General features: G+C 44.1%; 22 protein-coding genes. 9 read left to right on the plus strand and 13 right to left on the minus strand.

Annotated elements, in window-relative coordinates; translation table 11 throughout:
- Positions 1-4 precede the first annotated feature (4 nt).
- Both NF865_RS01875 and twy1 read right to left on the minus strand, forming a co-directional pair.
- Positions 5-2248, minus strand: a complete 2244-nt coding sequence (locus NF865_RS01875) for a prenyltransferase/squalene oxidase repeat-containing protein (protein WP_253304934.1) — start codon at positions 2246-2248, stop codon at positions 5-7.
- A gap of 83 nt (positions 2249-2331) precedes the next feature.
- Positions 2332-3309 (minus strand): 4-demethylwyosine synthase TYW1, encoded by a 978-nt coding sequence (gene twy1, locus NF865_RS01880; RefSeq protein ID WP_253305707.1) that lies wholly within the window; start codon positions 3307-3309, stop codon positions 2332-2334.
- 120 nt (positions 3310-3429) lie between these two features.
- On the opposite strand from twy1, the gene NF865_RS01885 reads away from it, so the two are divergent.
- A complete protein-coding gene (locus tag NF865_RS01885) occupies positions 3430-3570 on the plus strand; it encodes a hypothetical protein (protein ID WP_253304935.1) in 141 nt (46 codons plus the stop codon).
- On the opposite strand, the gene NF865_RS01890 is transcribed toward NF865_RS01885, so the two are convergent.
- From NF865_RS01890 to NF865_RS01920, 7 genes are read right to left on the minus strand one after another with little or no spacing between them, the layout of a single operon-like run.
- The gene (locus tag NF865_RS01890; protein ID WP_253304936.1) at positions 3557-4132 is read right to left on the minus strand and encodes a HemK2/MTQ2 family protein methyltransferase; all 576 of its coding nucleotides are present in this window, start codon (positions 4130-4132) and stop codon (positions 3557-3559) included. The two genes, NF865_RS01885 and NF865_RS01890, sit on opposite strands and share 14 nt — an antisense overlap.
- Before the next feature lie 25 nt (positions 4133-4157).
- Complete coding sequence (locus NF865_RS01895) at positions 4158-4322, minus strand: 30S ribosomal protein S27ae (RefSeq protein ID WP_253304937.1); 165 nt, start codon at positions 4320-4322, stop codon at positions 4158-4160.
- 5 nt (positions 4323-4327) lie between these two features.
- Positions 4328-4624 (minus strand): 30S ribosomal protein S24e, encoded by a 297-nt coding sequence (locus tag NF865_RS01900; RefSeq protein ID WP_253304938.1) that lies wholly within the window; start codon positions 4622-4624, stop codon positions 4328-4330.
- A complete protein-coding gene (locus NF865_RS01905) occupies positions 4614-5156 on the minus strand; it encodes a GTP-dependent dephospho-CoA kinase (RefSeq protein WP_253304939.1) in 543 nt (180 codons plus the stop codon). The genes NF865_RS01900 and NF865_RS01905 overlap by 11 nt, the downstream gene beginning before the upstream one ends.
- Before the next feature lies 1 nt (position 5157).
- Positions 5158-5343 carry a transcription elongation factor subunit Spt4 gene (gene spt4 / locus NF865_RS01910; RefSeq protein ID WP_253304940.1) on the minus strand — a complete coding sequence of 62 codons (186 nt, stop codon included), beginning with the start codon at positions 5341-5343 and terminating at the stop codon, positions 5158-5160.
- The gene (locus NF865_RS01915) at positions 5340-5909 is read right to left on the minus strand and encodes a DNA-directed RNA polymerase (RefSeq protein WP_253304941.1); all 570 of its coding nucleotides are present in this window, start codon (positions 5907-5909) and stop codon (positions 5340-5342) included. Before NF865_RS01915 ends, spt4 begins: the two co-directional genes overlap by 4 nt.
- 32 nt (positions 5910-5941) lie before the next feature.
- A complete protein-coding gene (locus NF865_RS01920; protein WP_253304942.1) occupies positions 5942-6472 on the minus strand; it encodes an inorganic diphosphatase in 531 nt (176 codons plus the stop codon).
- 282 nt (positions 6473-6754) lie between these two features.
- Between NF865_RS01920 and NF865_RS01925 the strand changes: the two genes are divergently transcribed.
- The 4 genes from NF865_RS01925 to NF865_RS01940 all read left to right on the plus strand — a co-directional run bounded on the left by NF865_RS01925 (position 6755) and on the right by NF865_RS01940 (position 9335).
- Entirely contained in the window at positions 6755-7027 is a 273-nt protein-coding gene (locus tag NF865_RS01925; RefSeq protein WP_253304943.1) for a hypothetical protein, read from the plus strand.
- A 21-nt stretch (positions 7028-7048) separates the two neighbouring features.
- Complete coding sequence (locus tag NF865_RS01930) at positions 7049-7375, plus strand: hypothetical protein (protein ID WP_253304944.1); 327 nt, start codon at positions 7049-7051, stop codon at positions 7373-7375.
- An 18-nt stretch (positions 7376-7393) separates the two neighbouring features.
- A complete protein-coding gene (locus NF865_RS01935) occupies positions 7394-7972 on the plus strand; it encodes a stage II sporulation protein M (RefSeq protein WP_253304945.1) in 579 nt (192 codons plus the stop codon).
- Positions 7973-8045: 73 nt separating this feature from the next.
- Complete coding sequence (locus NF865_RS01940) at positions 8046-9335, plus strand: ATP-binding protein (protein ID WP_253304946.1); 1290 nt, start codon at positions 8046-8048, stop codon at positions 9333-9335.
- Positions 9336-9341: 6 nt separating this feature from the next.
- On the opposite strand, the gene NF865_RS01945 is transcribed toward NF865_RS01940, so the two are convergent.
- Complete coding sequence (locus tag NF865_RS01945; RefSeq protein WP_253304947.1) at positions 9342-10295, minus strand: NAD-dependent epimerase/dehydratase family protein; 954 nt, start codon at positions 10293-10295, stop codon at positions 9342-9344.
- An 81-nt stretch (positions 10296-10376) separates the two neighbouring features.
- Here NF865_RS01945 and mntA point away from each other — a divergent pair, with 81 nt between their 5' ends.
- The 4 genes from mntA to NF865_RS01965 all read left to right on the plus strand — a co-directional run bounded on the left by mntA (position 10377) and on the right by NF865_RS01965 (position 14261).
- Complete coding sequence (gene mntA, locus NF865_RS01950) at positions 10377-10796, plus strand: type VII toxin-antitoxin system MntA family adenylyltransferase antitoxin (RefSeq protein WP_253304948.1); 420 nt, start codon at positions 10377-10379, stop codon at positions 10794-10796.
- Positions 10797-10810: 14 nt separating this feature from the next.
- Entirely contained in the window at positions 10811-11806 is a 996-nt protein-coding gene (locus tag NF865_RS01955; protein WP_253304949.1) for a sugar phosphate nucleotidyltransferase, read from the plus strand.
- Positions 11807-11843: 37 nt separating this feature from the next.
- Positions 11844-13073, plus strand: coding sequence for a flippase (locus tag NF865_RS01960; RefSeq protein WP_253305708.1), 1230 nt, complete (start codon positions 11844-11846; stop codon positions 13071-13073).
- Positions 13074-13145: 72 nt separating this feature from the next.
- Entirely contained in the window at positions 13146-14261 is a 1116-nt protein-coding gene (locus tag NF865_RS01965; protein ID WP_253304950.1) for a hypothetical protein, read from the plus strand.
- Here the strand turns inward: NF865_RS01965 and NF865_RS01970 are convergent.
- The 3 genes from NF865_RS01970 to NF865_RS01980 are packed head-to-tail and all read right to left on the minus strand — an operon-like array spanning position 14251 to position 17559.
- On the minus strand, positions 14251-15402 hold the full coding sequence (locus NF865_RS01970; RefSeq protein WP_253304951.1) for a glycosyltransferase family 4 protein: 1152 nt from the start codon (positions 15400-15402) through the stop codon (positions 14251-14253). The genes NF865_RS01965 and NF865_RS01970 overlap by 11 nt on opposite strands.
- A gap of 41 nt (positions 15403-15443) precedes the next feature.
- Entirely contained in the window at positions 15444-16580 is a 1137-nt protein-coding gene (locus NF865_RS01975) for a glycosyltransferase family 4 protein (protein WP_253304952.1), read from the minus strand.
- A 4-nt stretch (positions 16581-16584) separates the two neighbouring features.
- Positions 16585-17559: a glycosyltransferase family 2 protein gene (locus tag NF865_RS01980; RefSeq protein WP_253304953.1), complete on the minus strand. Its 975-nt coding sequence runs from the start codon at positions 17557-17559 to the stop codon at positions 16585-16587.
- Between the last annotated feature and the right edge of the window lie 26 nt (positions 17560-17585).

The raw sequence follows: 17585 nt of genomic DNA on the forward strand, positions 1-17585 counted from the left end.
AGCTTCACCTCACAAATTCTGCCTTTAGTTCTCCAAGCTCAACGATGCCGTTTTGATTTTTGTCTTCATAGGTAACAACACAGGCAACACCACTGAGGTATTTGACAATGTTAGATGCAAAGAAAACTTTAACGGCACTGCCTAAATTCCTCGGGTATAGGATAAAGAGGATGTATCCCTTGCTCGTTTTTCCCGGGACTACCAGGAAGGTGTTGTCTCTCTTATAGCTCTCTCCGTTTAGATAAATGCTCTCGTTGTCCACCTTAAGCTCGATATATGGGTTGTATTTGGAAAGATCAAATTCTGTAAGATCGACTAACACAATGTAATTGCCGTCACCGATCTCTTTAAACTGCTCAACTGTCAAATTGGTTCCAAACAAACTGTCAAGGGAATTCTTCACTGAAACCGCAACTTTCTCCCTTCCAAATGTGTAGAGTATCTTGAAGTTTCCTTCGGGGAGTGCTCTTACCACTTCGTAGAGATTCACTGGCTTTGGAAGCTCTTCGAAGGTGGAGAAATAGAGAGTCGCAAGGGCTGAATCAACAACACTGCTTCCCCAAAGGTTGTTTCTTCTCTTAGGCAACAACCACTTGAGGGTTTCTTGCCTGTAATCAATACCAAACGCATAGAGGACTTCCGTAGCCCGTATGGTAAGTTCAACGCTCGGCTGTCCTTGATACATTAAAACCCCAACTATATAGCTCTCTTTGATATTTGGCCATCCTCCATCCTCGGTTCTTTGTTCAAGAAGCCAATTTAGATGCTTTTCAACTTCTTGTCTTGTTACCAGAGGCTCCAGTGCTTCAAGAACTTCAATCGTAGTTGAGACTTCAGAGGGGAAAAACCTTGTATAGTATTTGGTCGTTATTACCGTTCCCCAGCCTTCCGTGGGAAAAGACAGAAGCCATTCCTTTGCCTTGATGATGTCCCCATCTTGGGGAGAAACTCCCAAAGCTAGGAGCGCTTTAATTGCTAGGGCAGTGTCATATGGTTGTAAGCCCAGGACGTCCCCCCATGCCACATTTTCCTTTTTGAGGCTCTTTATAAAGGCTATGTGCTTCGCTCTTTCGCTCTCATTAACCAGATTGAACTCCAGAAGGGTCAACAGATTATAGATATAAGGCGGGTATAGCTCTCCCCTTTCAGATGATATCTCCATGTTTTCGTCAATCCTTTTCTTCACCCATCCCAAACCTTTCTCTATACTTTCGTCCATGAAATAACATCTTTTGAGGGCCTTTAAAACATAATACGTAGCCCTATCCGTAGAAGAGAAGCCAACAATGTACGGCCATCCCCCATCCTCGTTTTGTACCTTTTCTAATTCTGAGCATGATGCCTCAAAAGGGGTTTCTAGCTCAGGCATTAATCCCCCACTAACCTCCGCAAAGCTCAAAATAGCAAGGGCAGATGTAACAAACACTTCCCTTCCCACTAGTTCTCCCGGTTTGTTGGCCCAATAAACAAGGCTTTCGTTCTTTTCTTTCAAATCTTCGAGTGTGGCGAGTAATTTTGCTGTTTCAAAAGTAAGCCCCTCGTATAGAAGGAGAGCATAGGTAAGAAACGCTTGCTCCTTAACGGTAATCTCCGGGGAATTAACTAAATCCCGAGCTTCCTCTACTAATCCAAGAGAAATGTAGCCAACGGCATGGTAAGCCAAAAGCTTAAGGGCCACTGCCTCTCCTTTACGGAGTCCATAGGGCTCATTTTCCTCAAGATATTTAATGGCGCTCCGGATGTATGGGTGATCCTTTGAGTACCCGTTCTCACCAAGTGCCCAGACTGCCATAACTGTAGGATAGAACTCGGTTAGAGTGTTTGGAACGTATCCCCACCCTTCTCCATTATGCGAGTTAATTAAGAATTCAACGCCCCTCTTAATGGTGCGGGAGATTGAAGAAGCTTTCTCGCCCTCATATAGGCTAAGGGCTTTTTTCAAGGCGATCACTGCATAGGATGTATCGACTACATTGCTCACGCTCCCTTCATAATACCCCCAGCCACCATCAGGGTTTTGCCTTTTTAGGAGAGCGTCAACAAAGTAATCAACGTCACTTATCGTAATATTCTCTACTCCAGAATAGCTAGACGCTAAAGCCATTAGCGAGAGACTAAGCTGTTGAGTAGTTTTCATGTAATCCCTTCCCTCTAAAAGGAACCTCGCTGATGCGTCAAGAATAGATTCTGCAGCTACGTAAGGAAGCACAATGATCATGATAAGCAAAACAGGAGCAATCCTCCTCATTCTTAGCACCTCTAAATAGCTTTTATCAATTATCTAATTGAGTATTACTCATTCAAAACAAATAAAGGTTGCGGAAAAAAGAGTTAGTGTTTTATAAACCGATCCTCTTTGCTGATGTCGTCCCTCATTATCAAAACCACTCTGCTTGGAGGATACTCGTCTTCTATGTGATAGCCCGGGAGATACTTAACTAGCTCCTCGGCAAAGGCCTTTATGTCTTCATGGCTTGGCATGTTATTGATCGTCAGCCTATTTCTTGAAAAGCCCACAAACATGTAAGCTTTGGTCTCAACGAACATCGGCCTTGCCTTCATTATAAGCTTCGCATAACCTTCTGGGTTGTGCATGTTTTCGCCCTTAACAAGGGTAAGCCTTATGACAGTCCTCACTGGCAAGTCCCTCATGAGTTCGAGGGTTCTGTTTATTCTTTCCCACCCATCCGGGATCATTGGCACATTTACTCTCTGGTAAGTCTCTTCATCTGGAGCCGTTAAGGAAACGTAGAACTGTGTAGGAAGCTTGTTTTCTGCTATCATCTCTTCAAGTCTCTCGGGAACGGTTCCGTTGGTAACTATAAACGTCGTGAACCCTCTCTTATGGAACTCCTCAACAAGATCCCCTATCTTGGGGTAAAGCATGGGCTCTCCGGAGAGGCTTATTGCCGCGTGCTTGGGTTCCATGGCCTCTTCAAGCTTCTTAACGTTTATCTGGTCTTTGACTCCCCAATAGCCGCTTAAGAGTTTCCTCTGAGCCTCTATGCTTTTCTCAACTATGTAGCTCGGATCGTCCCATGGCTCCGGAAGCTCAACTCCAAGGAATCCTTCCATTGGACGCCAGCAGAAAATGCAGTTGTGGGTGCACCATGCAGTTACCGGAGTCATCTGCAGGCAGCGGTGGGATTGGATTCCATAGAACTTCTGCTTGTAGCAAAAGCGATCGTGCTTTATACTCTCCTTTAACCAATGGCAGAGCTTAACTGAGCTGTGATGACCTACGAGAGCGTAATGCTGCTTTTTGAAAAGGCTCGCAATTTCCTCAGGCATGTTTGGCTTTACATCCATTAGCCTCACCTAATTTTGCTTCAAGAGAAGGTTTAAAAATTTTTGCAATACCCTGAGTATTTCACCGTCGAAAAATATTTCGGCGAAAGACTTAAATACTATCATGCATATCGAACTTCCATGCACGAGTTAAAACCAACAATTATAATCAAAACACGTGAGAGGACTATTGAAAGGGACTTCTTTGAAGAAGACGACGAGGTTGAGTACAAGCCCAAAGTTAGGTTTATTCAAGAAGTTCCGAGAATCAGGCTCGCTTAGCGGTTATTACAACTATTTCCTCAAAAAAGTACCTTTCCTTAGCCGTTATCTCTGCTCTGAAGCCCTTAGCTTCAAGCTTTTTTAGGGTTTTCTCTATTCCGGTTATTGAGGACTGAACTATCTGGACAACACCATCTTCCTTAAGGTAATCCGGAAACTCCTCAAGGAATCTATCCAAAACCTCTCTCCCATTCTCTCCCCCAACCAAGGCAAGGTCTATCGGCTCTTCTGGCTCACCTGGAAGATAAGGGGCATTGAACGTTATTATGTCAAACTTTCCTTCAACGTTCTGGAAGAGGTCGCTCACGCGGAACTCTACGTTTTTGATACCGTTTAGCTTTGCATTTTCCTTTGCAAGTTCAACGGCGATAGGGTTGATATCCACACCAAGAACAAATCTTGCTTTTTTGGCCATTAGAAGGGCAATTATCCCCGTTCCGATCCCAACGTCAAGAGCAACGTCCCCTTCTTTAACCTTCAAATTCCTGGCTAACAAAAAGGTGTCCTCAGCGGGTTCATAAACCTGGGGGTGAAGCTTGATCTTAAGGCCTTGATAAATCATAAAAACACCAGAAAAAGAAAAGAGTTCACTTCTTCCACTCTGTGTAGCCGCACCTACCGCAGGTCCATCTGTCCTTGTGGTTTGCCATAAAGACTCCAGGACCGCATCTTGGGCAGAACCTGTTCTTCCTAACGACTTTTCCATCCTTAACTTCATAAAGCTTCCATTTTTGTGAGGGTTTCTTAGCCATTTACATCACTCCCCCTCTTCACTTATTAGTCCATCTCTCCTCAATATGTATTCGGGTTCTATGTAAAGCATTCTCTCCTTGCTCTCATAAGCCTTAGCATAACCCTTGCTGACCCTGCTTCCGAAGTAGCTCCTTATGTATTGAATAACAGTTGTCTCTGGGTTTAGGTCAAGCATTGCAACAAGCTTTCCTTTAACGTCCTTTCTTGAAGGAGTTGGCTCACCTTCGTGGATAATCTCAAAGTATATTTCCTTTCTTCCGAGGAGCTTGTTTTCTTTAACTTCAGTAACCCTAATCTCCATCGTAAACCACCTCCATCTTTCTAAGTAGTTGAGCACATCTGCGCTTACATTCGGGTGTGACCTTTATAAGCACTATCCCCTCATCCGGCTGTCCGTAAACTACCAAAGCCCCTTCCGGAGCATAGAGGACAGCCGGAATGGCGGCTAAATCCTCCTCACCGTTTACCTTTATGTAAACTCTTTTTCCCCTTTTGGCAAGTTCAAAGGACTTTTTGATAGCATTTAATAAAGCTTTCGTTATTGTACCCGGCGGATTCTTTGTGGTCAAGACGACAGCCCCAAGTTCTATCTCAGGATCGTATTCCTTTCTCTTGGTTTTGTGGTCGTAGATTGCAACGGAAGGCTTTATGCCAAGCCTGAGGACGTTTTCAGTAACAACATCTCCCACCGTAACCAAATAGGGTGCGCTTTCAAGCTCTTTGCGGGAGGCTAAATAGGGTTGCGGCATTTCTCCCCTAACTAACCTACCCAGGGGACTTTTGAGCTCCTTTCTGAGGACTTCTGTGAGTTTAAAGTAAAAGTCCCGGCACATTCTACCTGACCCTTATGGCGTATTTCCCGGGAACCTTCACTCCAAGTTTCTGAGCTATTTTGGAATTTTCGGGGTCAAGGATTATAACAAGATCAAACCACTCATCGCTCAAATCTCTACTCCCACAAACTGGGCATCGATCTTCGTTGGTTATGTAGTGGCAGTGCCTGCAGGCTTTTTCGCTCATTCTGACTCACCACTCTCGGCTTTTCTTTTTTCTTTTTGTATCCATTCGAGCTTGCCCAATCCGGGCTGTCTCATAGTAAGACCGATCTTGTTCTCTCTAATTACTTTGCTCTTTTCACTGACAGCGATTATTCTCGCCCTTACAGCGTCACCAAGCTTTAAGATATAGCCCTTTTCTTTTCCAACAAATTGGGCATTCTTCTCGTCAAAGACGACGTAATCATCCATGAGCTGGGAAATGTGAACCAGACCGTCCATTGGGCCAATTCTTACGAATGCTCCATAGGGAACCACATCAATAACCTCTCCCTCAACAACCTCGTGCATCTCGGGCTTCCACACAAGGACGTCAAAGACTGCCTCATGATAAGTAGCCCCATCTCCGGGGATTATCACTCCATCACTAATCTCATGAACGTCAAGAATTGCTAAAATAACACCTTCGTCCTTATCATAAATTCCCTCATAAGCCTCTCTCAGAACTATCTTAGCGGCCTCTTTTGGATCCAGTGTAAACATTCTCGGAGGGATTCTCACAACGTCTTTGACTCGAATAAGCTTGTACATCCTCTTACCTCCAAAATTTTAAAAAAGGAGAATCACTTCTTGAACTTCTCCTTGTAAAGCTCTATCGCCCTAAGTATCTCCTGCTTTGCCCTCTCCGCGTTTTCCCATCCTTCAACAATGATCTCCTTTCCTTGAAGTTCCTTGTACCTCTTGAAGAAGTGTGCAATCTCGTCAAGAAAGGCCTTTGGAACGTCGCTTATGTCCTTCCAGTCGTCGAAGTATGGGTCTTCCACTGGAACTGCCAGTACCTTGTAGTCCTTGTCGCCACTGTCTATCATCTTGAAGAGGCCTATTGGCCTTGCCTCAATGAGCACTCCGGGGTAAGTTGGTTCCCTCATGATGACCATAATGTCGAAAGGATCGTCATCCTCATACCATGTTTGTGGGATGATTCCGTAGTCGACTGGGTAATAGAACGGGCTGTAAAGGACTCTATCGAGCTTTATTAGGCCGGTCTTTTTGTCAAGCTCGTACTTGTTCCTGCTTCCCTTTGGGATCTCTATCAGGGCATAAACAACTTCTGGTACTTCCGGTCCGGGCTCCAAATCATGGAATGGATTCATCTCAATCACCTCTTTGGTTTTCAGAAGATTTAGTTATAAACCTAACCCAAAAGTTTGTATCTGCTTTTAGCTTTTAAGGTTAGTTTTTAAAGTTGTCGCTTAACTTGTTGATGAGGTTCTTTTTGAGAGGCTATACTTTAAGTGTTTTGACAGTTTTTCTGTTTATTATCGTATTGCCTGTCGCAGAGTTAATGCAAAATCGATACATCATCAGTAGTAATCAACTTTTTGGAGGAAAACTTTTTATCATAGTTACTGAATTATAATTGCTGGTGGTAACTAATGTGGAGGAAAGCTTTAGCGTTGGGTCTGGTGTTAATGGCTCTGGGAGTTGTGGTTGGAGGGGCAGTGGAAAAAGCGGAAGTAGGACTAGTGTTTGCAAAAGACTATCTGATAGATAAAGGAGCAACAGTAGCTGGAGCTGGAAGCGCGCTTGCAACTGCAGGTGGAATTGTGTATGGTATGGTAAAGACAGGGTTAGTCGCAAAATTTGCCTTGGGATGTGCAGTAGCAGGACTGGGAGTGGCTGCTATTGGAGTTGGAGTAGCATTGTAAGTCAATTATGGGGGGATGAAAGTGGAAAAATTGATTGTCTTCAGTTTGTCTTTAATTTTTTCCGTTGGAATACTAGTAGCAACCTATGTGAATACCAAAAGAATAATTGTTAAGCCTCTAGTTCTTGCTGTTTTAGTCTCTGGAATAGCGGGGAGTCTCTTGATTGCGCTCAACTCGTCGTTCATAGAGTATGGAACTTTTGCAATATTTCTTTGTGTGCTATTATGGGGATATAAGAACCTAATTTTCGAAAGATTTTCATTAATAAACAGGGTATGGAGCCTGCTCTCTATATTGAACCTTATCCTATTTGTCCTTGTGTTAATACACTCCACTATAAGATTATAATTGGGAGAAGTGATTCCAATGCCTTTCAAACACAAATTCTTTCTCTTATTCTCCCTTTTGCTTTTTCTTTCTGGATTTCTCCTGGGATTAAGCGTTTCTAAAAGTACCTATTCATCGTACGCTCAGCTAAAGACAACAAACATTGATCCAATATTAGAAATCTTAGAAAAAGACTCCATTGGGAGCTCTCTGACGATTACATATTTATTTGTCAACAACGCAAGAGTGGCACTACTCCTATCCTTAGGAGGAGCCTTAACATTTGGTGGCTTGACTTTCTTAAACCTAGTTTCTAATGGCATGAATCTAGGAGTACTGTTCTACGAGGCATTAGCTTTAAACGATGTTGGAGCATTCTTCCTCCTCATTCTTCCCCACGGCATCTTCGAAATCTCAGCATTGATTATTGCCGGAGCTGCTGGTTTCAAAATTCCCTATGAGGTTTTGATGTTTGCTTTGGGTAAAAAGGAAGAGATAATCACCGAAGAAGATGCTAAGGAATTCTTCAAGCTTGTTGGAATCTCAATAGTTTTAATACTCATCGCCGCAGTAATTGAAGCAAAGGTAACGTTACAATTATCCACGCACGTGCTTTGATAGCATCCGCTACTTTTAAGGTGGACTATGTGGAGTACAAACCTTTATAAATTATTGGTACCATATACAGTACATGATATCTAAAGAGACTTGGGGAAAAATCATAAGGGATTACTTAGAGTGGGACGTCGAACTCATTGAAAGGGATATACCCTATACCTTGCCTAGAGTACAAAGAGCACTAGTCATTATTGGGCCTAGGAGGGCAGGTAAAACCTACTTCATGTTTCAGATACTCAAAGAACTTTTAAAGCACGGAATCGAGAAGAATGAAACGCTCTACATCAATTTAGAGGATCCACGGGTGATAGGCACCACGCTTGAAGATCTGCTGAATTTTTTGGATGTTTACTACTCCCAATTTCCTGAAAATGCAAAGAAGCGCAACTATTTTTTCTTGGATGAAGTTCAAACAGTAGAAAACTGGGAAAAGTTCGTGAGATACCTCCTCGATAAAAACCAGCGGGTAGTTATTTCGGGCTCTTCCTCCAGGCTACTATCTAAGGAAATCGCAACCGAACTTAGGGGGAGAGGTATTTCCCTAAAAGTCTATCCATTTTCATTTAAGGAGATATTAAAATCTAGGAATCTAAAACCCGCCCCGTTTTATTCTACATATGAGGAGGCAAAAATTAAAAAGTTGCTCAGAGAGTATCTCGTTTGGGGAGGCTATCCCGAGGTCATATTAGACTTTTCTCTCAGAAGGGAGATTCTTCGAGAGATAATTGACTTGACGATCTACAAGGATATCGTTGAGCGGTGGGGGATCATCAATATCAAGGCATTAAAGCTCCTTTTCAGGATGCTTGCGTTCTCCACTCACCTTTCCATTTCCAAGGCATACAAAAACTTGAAAGGGATCGGCATTAATGTAGGAAAGACAACGGTTGCAAACTACTTAGAATTTCTGGAAGACTCGCTTGTGTTTTACCCCCTCAGGGTTCTAATAAAGTCATACAAGCTTCAGGAGCTGTACGGGTTCAAGCCCTATTTGGTGGACAACGGACTCTTGACAAGCCTAGGCGTCCAAGATGAGGGGAGATTGTTAGAAAACTTAGTCTTTACCGAACTTTTAAAGTCGGGCTTGGAGCCAAATAGAGACGTATTTTACTACAGAACGAGGGATGGAAAGGAAGTGGATTTTGCTATACTGGAGAAAGGAAGGGTAAAGCAAGCAATTCAGGTTACTTATGAGCTCAATGAAAGCAACTATGAAAGGGAAATTTCTGCCTTGGTCGGGGCTTCAAAAGAGCTCAATTGCAGAGACCTGCTTCTCATAACATGGGATCAGGAGGAGACGATTAAGACGAAAGGAAAGGAAATCAAAGTTATGCCCCTGTGGAAGTGGCTCCTTTCCAAATAGGAAAAGTTATTCTTTGCCCAATAACTCTCTAACAGTTTTTTCCACCGCTTGATAGCTGTTCATCTTCGGCTTCCAGCCCTTGGCTTTGGCCTTCTCAATGCTAAGGAGCATTATCTTGACATCTCCTTTCCATCCTCTTCCACCGTCAACACCGCCCGTGAAATAGAACTCCGGATTTAAGCCCATTTCCCTGCTAACTATCTCCGCTATCTCCTTCACAGTTATCCAGTCTTCACTGCCGATGTTGTAGACGTCGTAGGTTTTGTCCTCTTTGAGGAACTCGTTGAAGAGGTGCAGCATTGCTTCAACAGTATCGCTGACGTGGAGGTAGCTCTTCCTTTGCGTTCCATCGCCGAGAATCTCCAATCTGTTAGGATTTTTCTTGAGCTTGTTTATGAAATCGTAAATGACGCCGTGGTTTGATCTCTTACCTATGATGTTGGCCAGCCTGAAAACTATGGCCTTCATGTCAAACGTGTGAGCATAGCCAGAAATCAAAGCTTCGGCAGCAAGCTTTGCCCCTCCATAGACGCTTATTGGCTCTAGGGGTCCATAGTCTTCAGGAGTTGGGAGCTTTTTGGCCTCACCGTAGACTGTTGAGGATGATGTAAATGCAAGGACTTTAACACCTTTCCTTCTCATCGCCTCAAGGAGATTGTAAGTTATGAGTACATTAGTTTCATAGAGGAGTTCAGGGCTTTGGGAGCCAATCCTCACTTCTGGGTTAGCCGCAAGGTGAAATACAGCATCAACGCCTTTCACGGCATCTTTTACAACTTCAGGATCCCTCATATCGCCCTTGACGAACTCAAAGTTTGCATGCCCAAGCCACTGCTCAATGTTCTCCAAGCTACCAGCGCTTAAATTGTCGAGAACTCTAACTTCATAACCCCTTTCCATTAGAGCATCCACCAAATGAGAACCTATGAACCCTGCTCCACCCGTCACGAGAACCTTCATCTTATCACCACCCCATTTACGTAATCGTGTTTATTAAACTTTAGGGAAAGTTTTTTGTATCCTTCCAACGAAGTTAATCCCATGAAAGTTTACAATCTCTCGGCTTCGGAGAGGAAAGCCCTCAAGGAGCGGATAAAGGATTACCTTAAGTCTAGGAGAGAGGTCCTCTTCGCTTACATCCACGGCTCTTTTCTAGAGAACCGTCCTTTTAGGGACATAGACGTTGCAGTTTTCATAAAGTCAAAACCCGGCCGATTCTACGAGATGGAGCTTGAAGAAGAGCTGTCAAGGTTAACCGGCTTTCCCGTTGATGTGAGAGTTTTGAACAATGCCCCCGTGGAGTTCAGGTTTCACGTTATCGGTGGGGAGCTCCTCTTCAGCAGGGACGAAAAGGCCAGGTGCGACTTTGAAGAGCAGACCATGAGGGAATATCACGATTATTCCTATTATCTCAAACTGTACAGGAGGGAAGCCCTTGGAATATTTAAGTCAAATGAGTGATTGGAGGGATTGAAATGAAAGTCCTTATAATGGCTGGCGGCTATGCCACTCGTTTGTGGCCGATAACGAAGGGAAAGCCCAAGCCTTTACTGCCAGTGGGAGACAAGTACATAATCGATTACATCCTCGAGAAAGTTAGGGAGCTCGATTTGGAAGTTTACGTATCCACCAACAAGTTCTTTGAGCGGCATTTCAAAAAGTGGGCCGAGAGAAGCGGTGTAGAGCTTATCGTTGAGGAGACCCTAAGCGAGGAAGAGAAGCTCGGAACCATTGGAGCGATTAAATACGCAGTTTCAAAAATTGGAATTGATGATTACCTTATAGTTGCCGGCGATAACTTGTTCTCATTCTCGCTTAAAGAGTTCCTAAGGCGCTACAACGGAAAGCCGCTAATAGCTGTTTACGACGTTGGGGATTTTGAGCTCGCAAAGAGGTACGGCGTTGTTGTAGTTGAAGGGGATAAGGTAATTGACTTCCAGGAGAAGCCACTCCAACCCAAGTCAACGCTCGTAAGCACTGGTGTTTATGCTCTTCCAAAGGAGATAGTTGAGAGGATCGATGAATACCTAGCTGACGGCAACAGGGACTCGCCGGGCTACTTCATAGAGTGGCTCCTCAAGAAGGGCGTTGAGATTCATGCTTACAAGTTCGACGACTACTGGTACGACATAGGTTCTGCCGATAGTTATTTGGAGGCCATGAAGACCCTTTTGAAAGAGAGTCAGATTGAAGAGATCCAGATAAGTCCCTATTCTAAGATAATTCCCCCAGTGGTTATAAAGAAGGGCACAAAGATTCTTGGGAGGTCGATAGTTGGACCTTATGCTTATATAGGCGAGAACTGCGTCATAGAGAACTCCGATGTTAGCGACTCAATAATCTTTGACAACACTGTTATCAGGGGTTCTACAATATGGCGTTCTATAATCGATGAGAAGTGTGAAATAAGAAACCTTGAGCTTAAGAAGAGCTTAGTTGGTGGACATGCTAAGATACAGAGGGGAGATTAGGTTTTTATACCCTCCCTTTCATTAAGTTTTGAGGGCTATGACGGAGAGCTTAAAACTAAGGCTGATCAAAAACGCAGGCTGGCTTTTCAGTGCTGAAATTATCTCAAAGCTATTAGCCTATGGTGTGATAGTTATTTTGAGCAGAACCCTCGGCCCGGAAGGCCTGGGGCAGTACTCCTTTATATTCTACTATGTGGGGCTTTTGGGGATATTTCGTGATCTGGGCGTTGGTTACTACTTCATGCGTGAGGTCGCGAGGGACAAAAGCAGGCTGAAAGAGTTGCTCCCGGACGTCTTGGGTCTCAAGATAGTTTTAGCGGTTATTAACTTCTTAATAATTGTAGGAATTACACTTTTCCTCCCAAAGCCTGAGTGGATAAAGGTTCTTATCGTTCTGGCAGGGGCAGAGGCCATACTAACCTGGATCTCCCTGCTTTTCACGTACATTATGTATTCCCACGAAGTTACCAAGTACGAGGCAATTGCGAGGACCGTTGAGAGGTTCTGGGCTTTCTTCGTCGGCGGAGCCGTTTTGTACGTGTTTAAATCCCTCCCACCATTTATAGTTGCGCTTCTGGTCGGTTATACGCTGAGGGAACTCCTGAGGATAAGATGGGGACTTCGGTTCGTTGATGAACTCAGGGTTTGCTTTAGACCTGAGGTCTGGAAGACCATTCTTAAGAAATCGTATCCATTCTGGTTCATAGGATTATTCACGCTCATCTACTACCGCACTGATATGGTGATGCTTAGCCTTCTGAGGGGAGATTATGAAACGGGAATTTACAGAGCGGCCTTTACGCTCATAGAGGTCTCACTCTTCATCCCAAACATAGTTATCTCAACGACGATGCCCTCGATGGCGAGGTTGTGGAAGGAAGATAGAAAAACGCTTGAGGTGCTCTTCAGGCGGAGCTTTCAGGTGCTCCTGCTCATAGGCCTCCTTGGAACCGCTGGATACTACACCCTCGCCAGGATTGGAATTCTATTCGTCTTCGGGGAGAAGTTCCTGCCGAGTGTCCCCGTGCTGAAGATTTTGGCGTTTGCCGTTCCCTTCATGTTCCTCAACTCCCTCTTTGGGAGCTACATGAACGCAACCGGGAGGGAGCTGACCTTTACGAAGATCACAGGGTTTACGGCGTTGCTGAACGTGGTTCTAAACTACGTTCTGATACTGAAATATGGTGCCGAGGGGGCGGCGGTGGCGACGGTGGTGAGTCAGGGAGTTGCAACTATCGGGGGTCTCTTATCAGAAGGCATGCCATAACTAGGCGGACTCATTAGGTCAAGTTTTAAAAGGGATAGCGAGAGCATATAAACACACCATGGGGGGTTGCACATGGAATTCCCATTTGGAGGAGTTTATTTTGATGTGAACGTTACACTACCCGCTAGTCCGATTAACCAAGAGATCGAAAACCTAGCAAGGTTGTATAATGTCATTCAAAAAGATCACCCGCGTTCTGGGGATAGAATCCAGATCAACGTAACAAATGATGCCCCGGAGACCGTATCAAATAATCCCAAAACACATTATGAAATCGAAAATGGTTTTGGTATGAAGACGTATTTTGGATGGATATATTATGCAAGGGGACATGATAATACAAAAGGGGCAGTAACGTACATTCCCGCTCAGAAGATTCTACGGAAAAGTCATTTTTTCAAATGGATAATTGATAAAGAATTTAGACATCCTTATCAAAAAATTTCCCAAGTTATGCACGAAATTATATTTATCCCATCCATATTATTATTGTCCAAAACTTTACTCCCCATACATTCTAGTGCAGTATTTGACACTAAAAACGAAAGGTTAATAGTGTTTTCCGGAAGCGGAGGCGTCGGAAAAACATTTCTCGAAATGAGCTTTATATTAAAAGATAATTTTCAGTTTTTTTCAGATGATATACTTATTATTGACGATAAACTCAGAGGCTATGTGAATCTAAATTGGCCAAAAATATACAAATACAACGTGAACCAACTACCAAGGTTAAATAAGTACGTGACTTCTGGGATACTTGACAAGCTACACTGGAGGATCTGTCAGTTTAATCCTATTATCAAGGGGGGGTGCAGGAGAAAGATCAACCCGCTACTGTTTAGGGACGAGAACACTCCCACAGTCAAAAAGATCGACGAGATATACCTTCTGTTCAATGAGAGGATAGATACGATACATATAGATCCTCTTGATCCTGAAACCTTTGGGATGATAAGCCTGGAGATCATAAAGTCAGAATACAAAGATCTCTTTACACATCTCAACTACCACAAGTTTAATAGACTATCCCTAGGCTCCAAGCCCGTATACGAACTCTCGCAGATTGGTGAAAAATTCATCGAGATATTCAAGAAAAATAAGGGAGTATCAATTTACATTGTAAGAATTCCCTATGGTACCCCTCCAGCAGAGCTGTACAGAACAATAAAACGGAAAATCATTGCATGATTTTAGTAGCTATTTTTATTATCTCCTTCACAATATTTTCCCATGTGAATTGCCCCGCATACTCCCTTATTTTCTCCCTGTCCCAGTCTTTTTCGAGAGCTATTAAAATTTTCTCCGCCAAGCATTCAGGATCAGCTGGCGAGCAGAGCAAGCCATAGTCATCCGATATTATTATCTCCGGAACTCCTCCAACAGTAGTCCCAATAAACGGCAAACCAACTCCAAGAGCCTCAAACATGACGGTGGGATTCCCTTCACTAAGGCTTGGTAATACAAATAAATCAGCGGCGTTCATCCAGAGGGCAAGCTGGTCATCTGGGACAAAGCCCAACAGTTTAACATGATTCTGAAGACCAAGCCTGTTTATCTGTTGCTGGAGCCTCTTTTTGAGAGGCCCACTTCCTCCAACGAAGCAAATAACGTCTTTCCTCTTCCTTATGACAAGGTGCATTGCATCAATGAGGTAGTGAAATCCCTTCCGCTCTATCAATGCACCCAATGAAAAGATTATCTTTGCATCATCTTTAAGTCCAAGCTCTGCCCTCGCAGCTTTCTTCTCAATAATCTTCAACCGCCCTGGATTAAAACCATTTGGAATGGAATAGACGTTGGGATTAAACTCCCTCAACAAAGGCACGTCTTTTTTATTAACTCTTATCAACGCCGTGGCATTCTTCCACGTCCAGTAAATCTTCTCGTTTCCAGAATTATACTCCCTCAAAAACCAATCCCTGTTCTCGTGGATTGTAATCACAACGGGAACTTCAAACTCCTTAGCAAGCTTAACCCCTGCATACCCGCCTGGCCACGTAAAGTGAGCGTGAATTAAATCGAACTCCAGTTTCTCACGCTTGATAACCCGCATAGCGGCTTTGAAGAAGTTATCACCGAGGCGTTTTCTGAAGAACTCAACGGGCAGGTGGAAGAACCTCGGGTAGTAAACTCTAACGTTATCGTACTCATAATCACGGAGGTTCCTGTTAGAGCCATAAGGTTGGGGGGAGATTATATAGATCCCATTAAAATGTCTGGCAAGATACCTGACCTGCTCTTTAACAAAAATCCCGCCGTAGTGCCGGTTGTCCTCATCGGGATACGAGTTCGTGATTATCAGCAAGTTTTTATCCTTAAATTCACTCATAGGCTCCCCACCGATATCAATACCATCTTTTTATTTCTAAACTACTGGTGATATATTCTTTTTAATTTTTCTGACTCACGCTCCCAGTTCCATTTTTTGACGATGTGTTTTGGATTGAACTTGATTCTGCCCAGTGAACTCAATGCTCGCTTGATATCCCCCAAACTTAAGGTTGTGGCTACCCCACACCTGTACTCATCGACGAAATCCTCCATCAGGGTATCACTGTTCACTACAACGGGAACCCCCAGTGATGTGGCCTCAAACACCTTTATTGCAATTGCTCTTCGGATGTTTTCTCTGTATGGGTAAACTGAGTATATAGCGCTACACTCACGATAATACTCCTGGATCATATGATATGGCACGCTTCCTGTGAATTCCACATTAAGGCCTCTATACCGCTCCATAACGATCTTTCGGAGCTCATCAAGACTTTTCCCACCGCCGACGAACAGCAGTTTTACGGGAAAGTTCAGAGTTTTTACGGCCTCAAAGAGGGGAATGAAATTTGAAATCGTCCGTATGGTTCCGATGAATCCTATAACAAACCCCTCCCTACTTTTTTTTGGAGGTATCCTTTGTGTGCTAAACTGTGCAAGAATAGGGACGTTCCATATCGTCGTTATTTTCTCGGCCTCAATTCCCTCCCGGATATAGTACTCCCTTAGCCCCTCATGTTTTCCACCTATCGATTGGGTCGCCACGATTAAGCGGTCGGAGCACTTGGCAAAGAAGGCATCAATCCGCTTGACAATCTCGGCAAGCAAGCGGGAAAATAGAGTGGATTTACCCTCGACTTCAAAAAAAGTGTGGTAGAGATCGTGCACATCATAGACCCACTTCTTGCCCTTAATGTACTTGAAAAGGAGCCCCAAAAAAGCAGTATCAAAATCGTGGGTGTGGATTGCATCGAAATCCTTCTTCGCCATGAAAATGAATGCTTTGATGTAGAAGATAGGAAGCTTAACCAAGAAGTCAAAAAAACTGCCGTATCTTGACTTAGGCCCAAACCTCACAACCCGAATTCCTTCGACGGTTTCTTTCCTCGGATACTTCCCTTCCCTATCCCACGCTAAGACAATGACCTCGTGCCCAGCATTAACGAGGCTTTTGGCCTCCTTATAAACGCGCGGATCTGGTTTAAATGGGTTCGTGACCAGCATAACTACCCTCATCCAATCACCTGAAAGCTTTCTTTCCCACCATCAGCCCGGCTATGAAACCGAGGCTTATCAAGTTGTGGAACAGCCACATCACCGGGGGTAGGGCAAGGGCATCAACGTTTTTAGTCTTTCTCCAGAGCCTGACTCCCTCTCCGAAGAGACCGGCCCAGTACAGGGCAAAGAGAGGAACTAAAAAACGCCAGAAGGGAATCAATACCTCAAACCCAAGGAAGCCGAGTGGAGCGAGCCAGAGGGGTGAAAAATATCCCTTCCTGAGCGCCATTGCCTTAACGGCGCCGTAGTTAAACGTTTGCTTTAAAAACCCCCTCCACGTAGAGCGGGCATAATAATAACTCCTGATTTCCGGGTTGAAGAACAGTTTATACCCCCTCTTGTTTATCCTGAGGTTGAACTCAAAGTCGTTTCCGGTTATCATGTCCTCATCAAAGCCCCCGATCTCTTCGGCGATTTTTTTGTCGTAGAGCGCGAAAGCGACGGTCTTGGCGAAGTGTGGCTTTTCTTCGTACCAGAACGTGCTTGCGCCAGAGAGAGGAGAAGAGTAAATCAAGGCCACGAACTTGGCTAGCCGGTTCTCATAGAGTTTAACTATCTTACCCCCAACACCGGCAAGCTTTGGTTCCTTTTCTTTGACCTCCAGAAAAGTCTCAATGCTCTTTCTCAAGAAATCCCTCTCCGGATACGCATGGGCACCGAAGATTATGAAGAACTCCCCCCTGGCCTCGCGGATCCCCATGTTGAAAGCGTAGACCTGTCTTTTCTTCGGGTTCTTCCGGTATTTCACGAGGTCTGGATACCTGCGCTCAAAATCTTTCACTATCTCAGCGGTTCTATCGGTGCTCATACCATCGTAAACCAGTATCTCATACTTTTCCTTCGGATAATCCTGATTGACCCACTCCCCGAGGCACTTCCCGAGGTATTTTTCCTCATTATACGCTGGAATTATAACACTCACAAAGGGAAGCTCCATTATTTCACCCGATACTTTTTTATTTA

Origin of the sequence: Thermococcus aggregans (assembly GCF_024022995.1) — an archaeon.
GTDB classification, from domain to species: domain Archaea; phylum Methanobacteriota_B; class Thermococci; order Thermococcales; family Thermococcaceae; genus Thermococcus_A; species Thermococcus_A aggregans.

Coding starts and splice junctions, on each gene's coding strand:
- NF865_RS01980 (WP_253304953.1), bottom strand. CDS start 17,559: ATGGAGCTTCCCTTTGTGAGTGTTATAATTCCAGCGTATAATGAGGAA.
- twy1 (WP_253305707.1), bottom strand. CDS start 3,309: ATGGATGTAAAGCCAAACATGCCTGAGGAAATTGCGAGCCTTTTCAAA.
- NF865_RS01895 (WP_253304937.1), bottom strand. CDS start 4,322: ATGGCTAAGAAACCCTCACAAAAATGGAAGCTTTATGAAGTTAAGGAT.
- NF865_RS01975 (WP_253304952.1), bottom strand. CDS start 16,580: ATGAGGGTAGTTATGCTGGTCACGAACCCATTTAAACCAGATCCGCGC.
- NF865_RS01900 (WP_253304938.1), bottom strand. CDS start 4,624: ATGGAGATTAGGGTTACTGAAGTTAAAGAAAACAAGCTCCTCGGAAGA.
- NF865_RS01940 (WP_253304946.1), top strand. CDS start 8,046: ATGATATCTAAAGAGACTTGGGGAAAAATCATAAGGGATTACTTAGAG.
- NF865_RS01905 (WP_253304939.1), bottom strand. CDS start 5,156: ATGTGCCGGGACTTTTACTTTAAACTCACAGAAGTCCTCAGAAAGGAG.
- NF865_RS01875 (WP_253304934.1), bottom strand. CDS start 2,248: ATGAGGAGGATTGCTCCTGTTTTGCTTATCATGATCATTGTGCTTCCT.
- NF865_RS01915 (WP_253304941.1), bottom strand. CDS start 5,909: ATGTACAAGCTTATTCGAGTCAAAGACGTTGTGAGAATCCCTCCGAGA.
- NF865_RS01885 (WP_253304935.1), top strand. CDS start 3,430: ATGCACGAGTTAAAACCAACAATTATAATCAAAACACGTGAGAGGACT.
- NF865_RS01920 (WP_253304942.1), bottom strand. CDS start 6,472: ATGAATCCATTCCATGATTTGGAGCCCGGACCGGAAGTACCAGAAGTT.
- NF865_RS01960 (WP_253305708.1), top strand. CDS start 11,844: ATGACGGAGAGCTTAAAACTAAGGCTGATCAAAAACGCAGGCTGGCTT.
- NF865_RS01965 (WP_253304950.1), top strand. CDS start 13,146: ATGGAATTCCCATTTGGAGGAGTTTATTTTGATGTGAACGTTACACTA.
- NF865_RS01935 (WP_253304945.1), top strand. CDS start 7,394: ATGCCTTTCAAACACAAATTCTTTCTCTTATTCTCCCTTTTGCTTTTT.
- mntA (WP_253304948.1), top strand. CDS start 10,377: ATGAAAGTTTACAATCTCTCGGCTTCGGAGAGGAAAGCCCTCAAGGAG.
- NF865_RS01890 (WP_253304936.1), bottom strand. CDS start 4,132: ATGATTTATCAAGGCCTTAAGATCAAGCTTCACCCCCAGGTTTATGAA.
- NF865_RS01955 (WP_253304949.1), top strand. CDS start 10,811: ATGAAAGTCCTTATAATGGCTGGCGGCTATGCCACTCGTTTGTGGCCG.
- NF865_RS01945 (WP_253304947.1), bottom strand. CDS start 10,295: ATGAAGGTTCTCGTGACGGGTGGAGCAGGGTTCATAGGTTCTCATTTG.
- spt4 (WP_253304940.1), bottom strand. CDS start 5,343: ATGAGCGAAAAAGCCTGCAGGCACTGCCACTACATAACCAACGAAGAT.
- NF865_RS01970 (WP_253304951.1), bottom strand. CDS start 15,402: ATGAGTGAATTTAAGGATAAAAACTTGCTGATAATCACGAACTCGTAT.
- NF865_RS01925 (WP_253304943.1), top strand. CDS start 6,755: ATGTGGAGGAAAGCTTTAGCGTTGGGTCTGGTGTTAATGGCTCTGGGA.